Genomic DNA, 14,708 nt, shown 5'->3' with positions numbered 1-14,708 from the left:
TATACAACATAACCACAAGTTTCAATCCCATAAGGCAGATTACCAACTTCACCTCCTGCATAATAGAATTAGGTATATCTAGTTTCAATTCCATAAGGCAGATTACCAACCCGTATTTAAAAGTTGCTCAAGGAACAAATTTTGCTTGTTTCAATTCCATAAGGCAGATTACCAACTACCTTAGGTTTTCTTAGTAGTTGTGCTAATACAAGTTTCAATTCCATAAGGCAGATTACCAACACCCTAAAACCATTGCACTTACCACAAAAGGCTTTGTTTCAATTCCATAAGGCAGATTACCAACTATTTCTATTTTTTCAATTTTGTTTATAATTATACTGTTTCAATTCCATAAGGCAGATTACCAACGGAGGAGTAAGATGAAGAAGGCAAAGGAGGTAAGTGTTTCAATTCCATAAGGCAGATTACCAACAAACCGCTTGAACCCTAAACCAAAGAACTTACTTTTAGTTTCAATTCCATAAGGCAGATTACCAACTGTATTCAGAGCTTAAGTTTTTCCTAAGTCTATCTAGTTTCAATTCCATAAGGCAGATTACCAACATTATACCAACTGATACAAATATCTATGTATATGTGTTTCAATTCCATAAGGCAGATTACCAACGATTTCGCATATACCTGCATCTTTCATAAAGATTAGTTTCAATTCCATAAGGCAGATTACCAACTATAAAACAAAAACTCGTATGCACTCAACTTGTAGAGTTTCAATTCCATAAGGCAGATTACCAACATTGTATTAGAGCGATTCTCTCCTGCATCACAATGAGTTTCAATTCCATAAGGCAGATTACCAACCCGTCAACCCGATTTCAATAATCAAATTATAAGCTTTCATAGTCATTTATACAATGATATAAATTATATTATTTGTAAAAAATTTACTAAGAAAGGTGATATAGAACAGATAGCTGGAAAGCTTTCTCTATCAATGATTATCTAGTGTTTATGATATATAACAGAGCTGGGGAAAACATTGATTTTTCGTAAACACAAAAATTTCCCAAAGGTGATATATATCATATCACTTTAAAGTAATGCTATCCCCATATTCAGCTGTTGAAGTACGCCGTTGGCTTTGAAGCCAACTAAAACTACAGATTATTATAACATAAATTTTTAAAAAAAACAAGTTTTTGTACAAGTTCACATACACTATGGACACTTGCCTTTGTTAAAATTTTTTATAAACCAATGCATGAAGTAGGTAAGTTTTTATGGTTAAAAGTTTAGAACTCACATAACATTAGAAAGGGGATGACAAGTATGCCACGGCCCACAAGTATGCCGCGCCCCACAAATCTACCACGATTCGGTAACATGAAGGGGGCAAGTTTGCCACGGATTAGAGTTTGATAAGTGTTTAAATGAAGAATTCGCTTACATATGATAAACTCACAAATCGCACAAAGAAGGTTTCAAAGGATTAAAACGGAGAGAGAGGGATTCGAACCCTCGGTGGGCAAAAACCCACAGGTGATTTCGAGTAGCTTTCAAGATATTTCTTTTCTTTGTCTATCAAGGCTTTATTTGTTATTGTGCCATATTTGTGTCGTGATATAGCTCAATATTAGTGATTGTAGGTGTGAGTATAATAATGAATGTATAAGTGTTTATATATTTTTGTGCCTTGATTATTTTTATTACTTAGATAAATTTCCTTAGCCTGTTTTTCACAATTATTTATTTGCTTAACTATACATCTCGAAATAAGAACACGCCTTTTAAAAATTAGCATCCCCTTTAACATGTCATAGCAATATTCTTTAAACTTTAAACGATGATAAAGGTCTGAGCAATTATTTATGCTATCTTTATATTGTAAGGTCTGAAACTCATTTTCTACGCAATTATAAATTAATCTTGTTCTTGGCTTATAACCAAGAGAGAGGCACAATTCTTTGGCTTGTTTTAAGTCAGATTCTCTTTGTTCAGATTCTTTATTTATCTCATCTTTTTTGGCTTTATTATACATTGATAAAAATTCTTCCCTTCTTTTAGCTATATTAGCGCAAGATGACAATCCAAGCAATGAAAAGAATAAGACGCTAGAAAAACATATCGCTTTGAAATTATTGTATATCCTCATAGTTTTATTATACCACGACGCTAATTATTAATCTATATCTTCTAATTTGTTTGTCTTGAGTTCAATGTTTACGCTTTCTAACGCTTTTCTCTTGTAGTCGTCAACGAGTTTAGCATAAATCAAAGTGGTTGAGTAGTCAGAATGTCCCAATATCTCCTTGATAGCTTGCAGTGAAACTCCCTTAGATGCCATTGCGGTTGCTATTGAATGCCTAAGCAAGTGCGGTGTTATCTTTATACCAGAGAGTTTTGAGTATTTGCTGAATATGTCCTCTATCGTTCTTTTTGCATAAGGTATAACTTTGTTAGGGCTTTCACTCTTTAAGTGTTCCAAGAAAGGCAATAGCTTTGAGTGTATCGGTATTACTCTCTCTTTATAGTTCTTTGTGTGCCAATCTTTCTTGCTTCTTATGGTTATGGTCATCTCTTCAAAGTTTACATCATCCCAAGTAAGGTTTACCGCTTCCGATAACCGCATACCAGTAAGATATAATAACATAAACATAGCTTGTTGTGTTTCATTTTCTACAAAAGATAAAAACCTTTTCATCTGTTCTTCTGTAATAAAGTCTGGTCTTCCTATTGGCGTCTTAAATAGCTTTAACTTGTTTGTTGGGTTTATTTCAATGTGTTTCCATTCCAGAGCTTTTGAAAAAGCTGATTTTACATGTCTAATCCTTATGTTGGCAGTGGTTTTAGATAGCCCTCTTGCATCTATTAGCCATATTTTCCATCCTTCAAGCTTTTCTATGGTAATCTGAGACAATCTAATGTTGCCAAAGTAATCAATAAGATTTTGCAAGGCTTTTTCGTCAGTTCTGTAAGTCTCTTTACTCTTATTAACCCTTGAATACTCTAAATACTTTTTGATAAACTCAGATAACTCTATGTCAGTGGCAAAGCCTAACCTACCCTTGGCAAGCTCTGTTTCTATCTCCGCCCTTTTTATCTCCGCAAGCTTTTTGTTAGAGGTACCAAGAGATTTTCTTATGCGTTTTCCAGTATTGTCTATGTAGTCTATGTAATAGGTGTTCCCACGCTTGAAGATGCTTGCCATCGGATAGATAAATTATACCTATTAATCATAAAATTGTCAATCTTAAAAATCAAGGCTATAGCTTGTATTCATAGCTTTGTTGATGATATCCCATAGTTCTTTGTAATCCACATCTACCATCTCAGAGACTATCTCACAGATTATCCTTGTAGCTTTGTTGAAAGCTTGTATTGTGTTTTTGTCCCCCCTTAGAATATTCTCTAAAATGAGCCACTTAGTTATTAAAGCCACTATCATTGAGTAAGAACTATAGGTTCTTTCTGGTAATACTCCAAAGGTCATGATGCGTTGATAACTATACGATGAAATATCTGCCATTATCTCGTTGTTCTTTGTTCTTTTAGATGAGAGTTTTAGCCTGTTTATATCCTTAAAAGAGTAGTTTTCTTTCAGATAATCCACAAAGGCGTTTTTTACCTCGTTGGCTACCTCTGAGAGCTTAACCCAAGTAAAGACATGCTCTTTGCCATCTTTTTTGTCGTAAATCAATAGCGGTTCTTCTATCTGTGGAAGATGTTTTAGATATTCGTTGATGGATGCTTTCTCTCTTTGCAAAACCTTTCTCTCGTAATCAAATAGCATGTTGATAATATAGTCCATGTCTATTTTGCCAAGGTTTGGTAAGATGGCTTTTCTATAACTACCTTCCACAAGGTCTTTAGGGTACCCACAAGCGGCCAGGTAGGCTATCCTACCAAAATAGTTAGAGCAATCTGAGATTTTCACTACTGGCATACATACCTCCTTTCCACACTAATTGATAATACATAAATAATATACCAAATTATTTCAATTTTGTCAATATGATTGTAATTTGACAAAGGAAAATTTATTAATATCAACTTGGGTATCATCTACTATAGATAGTAAGATTTTGCTTTTTATTAACTTGCTTAACTTTAATAGAAAAACAAAATCTATCACAAAATCTATCAGTACCTTATATAACTATTCATATATATCAAGCTAGATATGATGATTTTTCTTATTGAAATATTGTCAATATGCATGCATAATATTAAAAGTATTTACTTTTGAGATTAGTATGAATTACTTTGATTTATTTGACAAATACTTACAAAGGGTAAAGAAAGGAAGTGAAGATAATTATACAGCACTTTGTCCATTTCACGATGATCATCACCCATCCTTTTCTTTTAATGCGTCCACAGGCTTATGGCAATGCTTTGCATGTGGAGAAAAGGGAAACGCTTATCAATTTGCTGACCGAATGGGAGATGAGGAGTGGAAAAAGAGAATACCAAGAGAGCTCAAAAAAGAGCAAAAGAAGAAAGTAGAGAACTGGAAAAAAGATGCTCTTGAGAAGAGTAGAAGGAACTCACCTGAGCTAAAAACCAGCCAAAAACAAAAAACTATCGTGAACTCTATTGTATATCATTACTATGACAGAGCTGGTAAGCATGTGTATGACAAAATACGCTATGAATACGATGATAACTCTAAAAAATTCTCAATTGACTGGAAGTCTGACGATAGAAGACAAGTGCTCTATGACCTTCTGTCCTTAACCGTATTAAGTCCAAATGATATATCAGAAATTTGGTTTTGCGAAGGAGAGAAATGTAGAGATGCCCTTTTGGAAGCTACTGACTCAAGATTAGACATACTTATACTCTCTTATTCCTCAAGCCCAGAACAGGAAATAGTCAACTCTCAAATAGATGATTGGCTACTGGGAAAGAAAGTAATAGTTTTTGAGGATAACGATGAAACAGGCCAGAATAAGGCACAAAAAATAGTGAATTATGTAAAAAGATACGCATCTCAGGTAGATTTGGTAAGTTTTCAAGACAAAGAGAAAGGATATGACATAGCAGACTTCTTAGAAGAAGGACATAGTATAGAAGAGGCTTTTCTTTTCTCTAAGACCATATATCAAAAGATTGTTATTACAAATGTGAACGAATACAAAGTTAAACAACTACCACCGGTAGAGAAAATAGATGAACTCTACAACATACCAAAAGGGGTATTAGGCTTAGTGGCAGGAATGGGAAGCGTTGGAAAAGGCTTTTTTCTCATGTGGAACATGCTAAGATGGATAGAAAAATACTCAGTGGTATATCTATCTTTGGAAGACCCTATTCACATCTTGGAGCATCGTTTACAAAGGCTTGTTAGGAAAAGAGTTAAAAGAGTAAATAAAGAAGAGCCAGTGAATCAGACCAAACCCTTTATGTTAGATACTTTTGAAAGCCTTTTTGAGTTAAGTATAACAAACCTTTTTGGACTTATCCAAGAATACGTTAATTTTGGCTATGAAATTATAATCGTTGACCCTATAAGTGCCCTTCTGGAAGATGAAAAGGACAATACAGAGGTATCAAAGATGATGTTTGAATTAAATAAGCTTTGTGCTACCCATAATGTTAACATCTTCTTATCTCACCATGTAAGAAAGCGACAGAAAGGGGAAGTGATAAAAACGAAATACGATATGCTTGACCTTATAAGAGGAGCATCCGCTTTGCATTCTAATGCAAGATTCATTTGGTTCTTAAGAAGGTCTCAAGCAATACCTTTGGCTATTGAAATTTGGAATGTCAAAAACTCTTATTTACCAAACACAAGAGACTTTATGATAGAGATGTTTACCGAAGATATACCGCGAATGAGTCAGATATGGCTTTCTGAGAGCAAGGGAGATGTGTTTAGTAATGATTTGATTTACTTTTACGAGTTTGAGAAGGGGCCTATATATGATTTCTGCAGTCCACCAGAAAGAGCTAAAAAGTTTGTAAACGAATATGAAGATAGGAAGGAGAATAAGAGAAAGGCGAAAGCTGAAAAACACAATAACATAAGTGCTTGCATAGACATCGCTTTATAAATATTGACATGGGGTAATAGTATGAGCAAGATTTTTAGAGTAGGAAAAGTAATGTCAAAAGCAATTTTAGGGATACCTACTAAAAAGCGGACACCTGCTTTTAACAACACAGTGAATAATAGCTTAGGAGAATGGATTATCAGCGCACAGGAAACGATTAATGCCTTTGATTTTAAGGTTTTAGCCGCATTTCTAACCAGTCTATATGACTGCAGAGAAACTTTTGCCAGTAAACAAGATATACAAGTGCTTTTATCAGGAGAGATAGATATCCAAGTGGTGAAAGAGTTTTACGATATGACATTTACGTTTTCTATTGACTTGTATAAATTTGCTACTGAATATATGCTTTTGAGTAGAAATAGTATAGGTGGTAAAACTTATAAAGCAATATTAGAAAGCCTAAGAAGACTAAAAACATTATCTATAGAAGGAAAGATAATAGACAAGAAAATGAATAAAGAGACCGCATTTTCTATGATGCCACTACCATTTATAAGAATTACAAAAGATAACTCAGAGAAGGATGGCTCAAAAAAGTATACGTTAGAATTAACATTTTTTGGAGCATTGCTTATGATGTTTGAGCACAAAGAAGCTTTGTATATCAACAATGATTACATTCAAAAAACTAAGTCAAGAACAGCTACATTTCTCGTATTCTTTCTAATGACCCAGAAAAACGCAAACTCATTTTCATTGTCTTTTTTGAGGAAACAACTCAATATGTATACTCAAGAGAAAAACCGCACTACATTAAGAGATATAAGAAAAGCGTTTAATGAGCTTGTTAAAATTTCCTTTCTCAAAAGTTGGCATGAGGAGAAAAGACAAAATGATACGTATTTTATATTTGTTAGAAACAAGAGCGATAAAAAAGCGATAAAAAGCCAGAATAACCATTGTTAAAATAGAAGCTTTCTTATGAGCTAAAAAGTTATAAACAAGAAAAAATTTGTTGGACTGATGACGCAAACAGTTGGACTAACGACGCAAATTGTTGGACTGATGACGCCAGTCAATATTTACTCAAATTTTTAGCAATACAGGATAATGGTTTCAGAATATTCACACTATTTTTTGTACCTTAAGTGTACTTAAGTACACTTAAGTAGGGCGTTCCCTAAAAGGGAACGCCCTATATTTCGAAAAAGAAAAAAACTGTAATCACTAATAGATAGCAAGATAATGGTATAGCCCTCACTAGATATATTCCTGTAAAAAAAATACAAGATAAGACCTAAGTATGGTAGGGCGGGCAAGCAAGAATTTTTTCTCTTTGAGTTGTGGGCTAGGGGGCAGATAAATTCCTCACGGTAAAGCAATGCAAAGGCATTACATCAGATATGAAACGTATGCAAAACAAAGTTGACATATAATATAATTATGAGCTCAAATTTAGTTTTGTTTATTTTAATCCTATTTATTGTTATGGCTATAGCTCTTATTTATCTTAATATGAAATTTAATACCAAAATTGATGAGTATAAAAGGCAAGATAGGATAAGGTTAGAATCGGAGTTAAGGAGCATATTAGAACAAGAATATAAAAATAAACTTGATAGATGGATTATGGAAAATGAGAAAAATATAAGGCAGGATGCCATTAAAAAATCAAGTTCTGTTATTATCGGAAAAGTTGGAGAGCATTTGGCACCCTTGTTAATTTTTGAAGAATATGGTATTAATCCAAAAGATATTAGGTTTATAGGCACTCCAATAGATTTTATAGCTTTCAAAGGATTAGAAGAGCAAAATTATGAAAATATTGAAATAATTTTTATAGAAGTTAAAACTGGTAAAACTACAAGACTTACAGAAAGAGAAAAGGCAATACAAGATGCACTTAATAAAGGCAGAATGAAATGGATAACTATAAATACGTTAGAAGTCATGAAAAATAATACCTCGAATGAGAAGCTAACCACATGATTCTATCTTAATAGTCCTAAAAAGCTAAATCGTACAAGTATAACACGGTTTATCATATAAGCATACAAATAAGCAAGAATCGTTATCCCTTTCCGCCACCTTACTTAGAGCATTAAATTGGTTTATTCTTTAGAATTTAGTCTCTATATTTTGTCTTCGGGCTTTATCTTCCTTATTAGTGGATACGAATGACATTTTCACATCCTTTTTCTCCTATACCTCAAAAAGATTTATAAGTTTCTTAAACTATAGAATTATCCTAGCTTTTAACCTAAAGATTTAACTTCATGATGGCTAATAAGACTAAACCATGTTTTAAGATGTTATACAATATTCACAAACAGGCATTCATCATCCGAGACACAGAAAACCTACTTATTAACGTAAAAGTTTTGTATGTAGAATGGTGGTATTAAGCCTGTAACAGGAGGTTGATAAGGGTTTTCTTGTTTAATCTTACCGTTCCAGTAAGCATTTTCTATTGCCTTATTATGCATACATGATTTTAAAGTTTCGAAGGCAAAATTGTTGTCATTACTTCCATAGTCTATTTCACTTGTTCTATTAAGATAGAAGCAATAATTATTTATTTGGTCTTCTGGCGTTTTCAACTGGTTAATGTATATCTTGTTGTCAATTATTTTTAAACTTTGTAGTGGTGTTAGAGTATTTATTTGAGCTATCTCTTTGTTGTTCTTATAAATTAACAATATGTTTGACTTATGATAATGCTTGTAGACGTCTCCTATCCTATTGACACCAAGGTTTATTATCTTATATCCATTAAGATTTTTTATCCCCTCATATGTTAATTTCATCTTAAAACCGTTTTCAATATTACAAAGGCTATATGGCTTGTAGCCTTCATAAACATAAATATACAATCTTCCATGATTATTGTAGCCACCATTGTAATAGCTACTATTGATGACTACAGGTTTAAAACCTTTCAAATAAGGTTTATTATATTCTATACAAACATAAGCATTTTTATTTTTTGAAAATGTCACTGGATAAGTAGTCACACCATAAATACCCTCAGCTGTTCTAAGATGCAAACTTATAGCTAAAGACAAACCAGAGACTATAAATAAGCTCAAAAGAACTTTTCTCATAGAAACCTCCCAATAATTATTATCCAATTTTATCACAAAAAGTTTTCTTTACCAATAACATATTTATTAGCAACTTATATCTTTGTGAGCGATTTAGTATATTGATTTTTCCGGTTATATGAACAATGCTTGGTAGTTAATAATTTATTAAGTTAATAACTTGATAAGTTAATAATTTATTAAGTTAAACTGAAAATCGGTAGACTATTTACATATAACAAAATCCCACTTGAACGTCCCATGAATGCCCCATGAATGCCCCATGAATGCCCCATGAATGCCCCATTAATATCCACCCACTACCCTACCTGCTGGAAAGCCTTAATAGACAAGGGAGTTGGTTTTTGGAGAGGGTATCCCCCTACCCCCTGGTGTGATGGCTAAGAGGGGGGGTACCCTCTCCTACCCTATACCATACCCCTACCCTATCATTTTAGCGAAAATCCAGATATATCAAGGTATATATGAGGATTTGCACGCGTTTACCTAACAAAATCCTAACCAAAAATCCTAACTTTCTAACTTTTTACTCTTTAAAATGGTTAGGAAGATATCCATTGATAGACAAGCATTCTAGCATTCTAACATTCTAACAATTTTTTGAGGTATTATAGAAAAAAAATAAAAATAAGAGAGGGGGATACCCCCCCACTAAAAATTTTTTCCTATATATACTTAAAAATGCGGTTAGAATGGTTAGAAGGTTAGAACCATTGACAGACAAGGGCAAAACGCCTAACCATTTTTGAAAATAAAAAGTTAGGAACAAAAAATAAAAAAGTTAGGTTTGGTTAGGAACCCGTAAACCATTGATAAATCTTGGTTTTCTAAAAACATAGTTTGCTATCAAAACCATACATGATAATTCTCATGTATAGGAATATATAGTTTAGTATAGGCATAAGTAAAATAATATAGCTAAGTATATTTGAGTTGATTATGCAATAGTATATATTTACTAATATTTCAGTTTTTTGAATAGTTAGGAATAACCCCCTAATATTTGTGTCCAAAGAAATCTCCCAAGCAGGATTTTCTGTCCTTACTCTTATTACATCTACCTCATATTGTCTTCTTATGGTAAACCGTGGTATACTTGTCACCCCCTTTCTAATGTGATAATCACTACATAAACATGATATAAATCAATCATATATCTACCTCCTTCAAATAAAATATGTAGAAATTTTAACAGATGTAAGTGTTCATAGTCTATGTGAACTTGTACAACTTAAAAAATTTTTACGCTTTTTCTATGTAAAACTTATGCTAAAATCATATGAAGGTTTTATAATGATAGGTTTTGAAGGAGCGTATGAGGGGCTAAGGCATACCACATATATATCAAATTGGTCTATATGGACTAACTTGTTTGTTTTCTTTGTCTGGGGATGGTTGATACTGATCATGTGGCGTTGGCAATGGAACTTTACATATATTAGACTAAATGGAAAAGGGATATTGCCAGATTTGGTGGCTTCTATCGTAGCTTCTTGTTCTATGTTTATAACAAAACCTTGGCTTGGGCATAAAAACGATCAAATATTTATGATATGTTTTTGTGCTGTTTTGATGGTTTATGGTTTTTCAGCCCAATATTATTACAAAAAAGTGGTGCTTGGAATAGATAACTGGGATAGAAGGGATTAGTGTCAGGCTTTTATGATTAGTTAGTCAGACAAAACACAAGCTTATGGATTATAATTGACAAAATAAAAAATTAAATTATAACCCTAATTTCCAATTCAAATTTTAAATCCCAAACTCCTAAAACATATCTTGACTTGAAGAGCTAATACAAAGAAATATAGCTTAGTTATAAATCCTTCAATAGAAACAGCTCTTATGTATCCTTATCTATAGCCTTATCCTCTCTTGGTATTTCTATATCAGCTTTATGGTATAAAAGCGAGCATCAAATCATGTCTTTCAAATATTTATTTGGATTCATTTTCTCTAGTATGATAGTAATAGCATTTTTTGTATACTCAGTTAAAAAAGCTCGTATTTATTTATATCGTCTTATATTGAAATTGCATTGACTATTTTCCAATTGTATTTAAAGCACATATTTTTGTAAATACTCTGATAAACCTAATGCTGGTAGAAAATCAAAGATTATAGATGAATGAATAGCATCAGGGTTAGTTTTCATTGATGGTAGACAAAGGCTATAAAGGCTGTTAAAATATCAATGCATATACTAAAAAAGAAGATAAAGCCCAAAGACAAACAGCTGTGGCATACTTGTAGGATTTAGCTTTTTCAGGATTGGTGAGGTAGTACTATATGATTAATTTCTCAATAGGTTTATAGTATAATATCTTATGTATGATTATATTATCTTATTTATGGATTGAAAGATATAGAGTTTTCAATAACATAGGTATTAATTTTAATCCAAATTTTCAATTTAGTTTTGAGTTAAGCAAAGAAAAAAATAGAACTGGAACATTAAGAATAAAGAAAAATATTAGGAATATAAATAACTATTTCCCCAAAAATCAATTTATCTCTCTAATAGTGGGTAAAAATGGCGTAGGAAAAAGTAGCGTATTTGATTTATTTCATTTTGGTATTTCAAGAGAAAAATATCTTTTGAAGTCTTATTTTGCTTTGTTTGAAGATATTGATAAAAAGGAATTGATTATATTTGGAGCGAAAGTAGATAATCCTAATGAAGTAGATAATCCTAATAAACATGTAATTCAATTAAATCAATTTAATTCTGCAAATCAACCTATAGAAAGTCTGGAAATAAACATAAAGTTACCTGATTACAAATCTTCCCTTTTCAACTATAAAGAATTGATACACTTTGAAAATGATTTTAGAAATTACTTCAAACAAGTTCATAACCTATCTTTGTACTATCTTACTTCTGATTTTGATAAGTTTACTTTAATAGACTTATCTAACGAAAGCAGAGATTCTTATAGACCTTGTGAAGATAGTTTTTATTCATATGCTCAGGATTTATATGAAAGATTAGAAAAATTAGAAAGCTCATACAAAGAGTTTTCTTGTTTAAGTAAATTTAAAATTGCAATATCTAGATTAAATCATGATGTGTTTGTAAATTTTTTTAGCCAAATTCAGTTTTGGCAGGAACTAGACAGTATTGATGAGAATATAAAAATACCAGATTCGGTTATTTTAAATATAGTAAATTTCACAAGTTTAGGCAAACTTTCAGGAAAACTAGAGTTTATACAAAATATACTAATGGAAAAGCTAGGAGTTAAAGAAGGAGGATTTATATCTAGTATTAAAAAGTTAAAACCAATCATAGAATTAAAATCAATAATCTATTATATATATACGCTATATAGAGATTTCAATTCTAAAAACTCTATTAAAGATAAAAAGGATTCTACTGAAGTTAAGGTCTTGAGACATATAAATGGTATAATTAGAAAAACCTATAAAAAAATAGAAGATAAAGATAATGAGCTTGATGAAGACTCTATAGCTGATATTTTAGATAATCTTATATTAGAGCTAAAGCAAGAGATTAAAATTATTAAAGAAGAAAATGGTAATAAAGTAGAAATTCATTATACTTTACTAAAAGAGTTTCTTGAGAAAATAGATAAAATTGTAGATAATTTAGAACAAATAATAAAAAAATATGAATTTTTAAGAGAAAAAATAGATGGTCAACTTTTTCTTACAACTAATGCAATAGATTTTGCGATAGGAAGATTATTGAAAATAGACGGAAGCAATGAAGAAAAAAATACAATCATAGAAATATATCAACTATTTAAAGAAGTATCATCATTAATAAGAGACATTTCCCTAGGAGAACCTATGTTTTTGTATATATCTACATATCCACCTCTATCTTCTGGACAGAAACGCTTGATAAACTTGTTTACAAACATAGAAAAGTTTATACATGAAAATAAAGATACAAAGAATATGCTTTTATTGTTAGATGAGCCAGATGCTTATTTGCATCCAGAATGGCAAAGATTATTAATATTTCTTATAACGAAATTCTTAAAACAATTTGAAGATAAAGATTTCCATATTATCATATCCACTCATTCGCCATTCGTAATTTCAGACATTCCAAAAGATAACTGCGTATTTTTAGAGATGAAATATAATTTAGAGACGAAAGATAATGAAGCTAAAGTCAAACCTCACGATGAAATATCAGATACGCTAGCCCAAAATATCTATTATTTGTTAACTGATAGTTTCTTTATGGAAAAGGGTGTGGGAGAATATATAAATCAAAAATTAAAGCATTTTCTAGAGCTAGTAAATGAAGGAAGCCTAAGCACGAAAGATGAAGAAGAATTTAAAAATTTAATATCTATGATAGGCGATAAAATAATACAATCTAAACTGTTAGATATAGTAAAAAATAAAGATTTCTACAAAGGTAAATTTAAAAATAAAAAATGATTAATATTGACTTTAGAAAGTATACGGAAGAATTTAAAGAAGCTTATTATAATTTTTTTGCAAAAGGGATAAAAAACGAAAAATACTTCAGTAATAGTGAGCCAAGTAATCTCGAGTACGAAATAAGAAATTTAGAAATACTTATATTGAAAATTATCAAAAGAAAAAAAATATTAACAAAAAGACAAATGAAAATTAATATAATAACAAAAATCATTGAAAGTATATTGAATAACTTAACAGTTATTTTGACAGGTGACATAAAAAGCTTGTTGACATTCTATAGAGAGATCGAAAATCTTTTGAATGAACTACAAAGTATTGATAAAAACATATATAAATTTTTAATGAAAAAGCTTAGAAAAGAATTTGATAAAATCTATGAAAATAAAATCGGTAAAGATGGAATAGGTTATACTTTAACTAAAATTTTGGATGCCAGAGTTTGCCCATACTGCAACGAGCAATATACTTACACTATAGAAGAAATGGAAAATAATAATATTAAACTAAGACCAGAATTAGATCACTTTTTGCCTAAATCTAAATTTCCTATTTTTGCTATAAGTTTAGGTAACTTAATTCCATCTTGTAGTATATGTAACAAGAAAAAGAGTAATAACTATAACGATGAATTAAAATCGCCATTTCAGATTGATAGTTATAACGATTTTAAATTTACTTTTATTACCGACATCTATTTAAATGCATTAACTAGTATTAAACTAACAAATATAGAAGATAATATAGAGATAGATTTTAAAAATTCAATAGAGGAAAATAGGCGTATTTTCCTTCTTAAAGAAAGATATCAATATCACAAGGATGTTGTAGCAGAAATAATATTAAAAACTAAATTAATAAACGAGGCTAAAATCAAGATAGATGATAATTTGCTAAATCTTGAAGATAAATATAGATTGTTATATTGCAATTATTTTCCAACTACAGAGAGTGAATTTCTTAAAAGACCATTATCAAAGCTAATATACGATATATATATGGAATTAGATATCTCTAGTGAGAAATTAAGTTTACTGAACTAATACAAAAACCTCAAAACTTAAAAAAATCTCACCAAAAAGCACAAAAGTCCAATAACTAAGTTAATCAGAGGGAGTGTCTCATACTTTGTGTAAACTCTCTTACTAAACATTATAGCACACCTGGATAGAGAATTTTGAGCTGTTGTTGTATAATATGCCAATCTTTTATAGGGACT

Annotated in this window: 10 protein-coding genes and 1 CRISPR repeat array (1 of these 11 running past the window's edge); of the genes, 6 read left to right on the top strand and 4 right to left on the bottom strand. The window is 31.0% G+C overall.

The annotated features are described in order from the left end of the window. Nucleotides 1–822: a CRISPR direct-repeat array (repeat unit 29 nt; unit sequence GTTTCAATTCCATAAGGCAGATTACCAAC) (it extends 577 nt beyond the left edge of the window). A gap of 772 nt (nucleotides 823–1,594) precedes the next feature. From ACYQZV_RS06155 to ACYQZV_RS06145, 3 genes are read right to left on the bottom strand one after another with little or no spacing between them, the layout of a single operon-like run. Continuing rightward, entirely contained in the window at nucleotides 1,595–2,113 is a 519-nt protein-coding gene (locus ACYQZV_RS06155) for a hypothetical protein (protein WP_459894068.1), read from the bottom strand. 27 nt (nucleotides 2,114–2,140) lie between these two features. Then, nucleotides 2,141–3,169, bottom strand: a complete 1,029-nt coding sequence (locus ACYQZV_RS06150) for a tyrosine-type recombinase/integrase (RefSeq protein WP_459894067.1) — start codon at nucleotides 3,167–3,169, stop codon at nucleotides 2,141–2,143. 42 nt (nucleotides 3,170–3,211) lie between these two features. After that, on the bottom strand, nucleotides 3,212–3,904 hold the full coding sequence (locus ACYQZV_RS06145) for a hypothetical protein (protein WP_459894066.1): 693 nt from the start codon (nucleotides 3,902–3,904) through the stop codon (nucleotides 3,212–3,214). Between the two features lie 310 nt (nucleotides 3,905–4,214). Here ACYQZV_RS06145 and ACYQZV_RS06140 point away from each other — a divergent pair, with 310 nt between their 5' ends. From ACYQZV_RS06140 to ACYQZV_RS06130, 3 genes are all read left to right on the top strand, one after another. Next, entirely contained in the window at nucleotides 4,215–6,020 is a 1,806-nt protein-coding gene (locus ACYQZV_RS06140) for a CHC2 zinc finger domain-containing protein (RefSeq protein ID WP_459894065.1), read from the top strand. Nucleotides 6,021–6,041: 21 nt separating this feature from the next. Beyond that, nucleotides 6,042–6,929 carry a hypothetical protein gene (locus ACYQZV_RS06135; RefSeq protein WP_459894064.1) on the top strand — a complete coding sequence of 296 codons (888 nt, stop codon included), beginning with the start codon at nucleotides 6,042–6,044 and terminating at the stop codon, nucleotides 6,927–6,929. A 477-nt stretch (nucleotides 6,930–7,406) separates the two neighbouring features. Further along, nucleotides 7,407–7,952: a Holliday junction resolvase-like protein gene (locus tag ACYQZV_RS06130; RefSeq protein ID WP_459894063.1), complete on the top strand. Its 546-nt coding sequence runs from the start codon at nucleotides 7,407–7,409 to the stop codon at nucleotides 7,950–7,952. 371 nt (nucleotides 7,953–8,323) lie between these two features. Here ACYQZV_RS06130 and ACYQZV_RS06125 read toward each other — a convergent pair whose 3' ends face one another. Continuing rightward, nucleotides 8,324–9,067, bottom strand: a complete 744-nt coding sequence (locus tag ACYQZV_RS06125; protein ID WP_459894062.1) for a hypothetical protein — start codon at nucleotides 9,065–9,067, stop codon at nucleotides 8,324–8,326. A 1,293-nt stretch (nucleotides 9,068–10,360) separates the two neighbouring features. Between ACYQZV_RS06125 and ACYQZV_RS06120 the strand changes: the two genes are divergently transcribed. From ACYQZV_RS06120 to ACYQZV_RS06110, 3 genes are all read left to right on the top strand, one after another. Continuing rightward, nucleotides 10,361–10,717, top strand: coding sequence for a hypothetical protein (locus ACYQZV_RS06120; RefSeq protein ID WP_459894061.1), 357 nt, complete (start codon nucleotides 10,361–10,363; stop codon nucleotides 10,715–10,717). 681 nt (nucleotides 10,718–11,398) lie between these two features. Beyond that, the gene (locus ACYQZV_RS06115; RefSeq protein ID WP_459894060.1) at nucleotides 11,399–13,486 is read left to right on the top strand and encodes an AAA family ATPase; all 2,088 of its coding nucleotides are present in this window, start codon (nucleotides 11,399–11,401) and stop codon (nucleotides 13,484–13,486) included. Further along, nucleotides 13,483–14,532 (top strand): HNH endonuclease family protein, encoded by a 1,050-nt coding sequence (locus tag ACYQZV_RS06110; RefSeq protein ID WP_459894059.1) that lies wholly within the window; start codon nucleotides 13,483–13,485, stop codon nucleotides 14,530–14,532. The genes ACYQZV_RS06115 and ACYQZV_RS06110 overlap by 4 nt, the downstream gene beginning before the upstream one ends. Nucleotides 14,533–14,708 lie beyond the last annotated feature (176 nt).

The organism is Hydrogenobaculum acidophilum, from assembly GCF_054656715.1.
The sequence above is the reverse complement of the archived record's forward strand: the minus strand, read 5'-3'. Positions and strand labels throughout refer to the sequence as shown.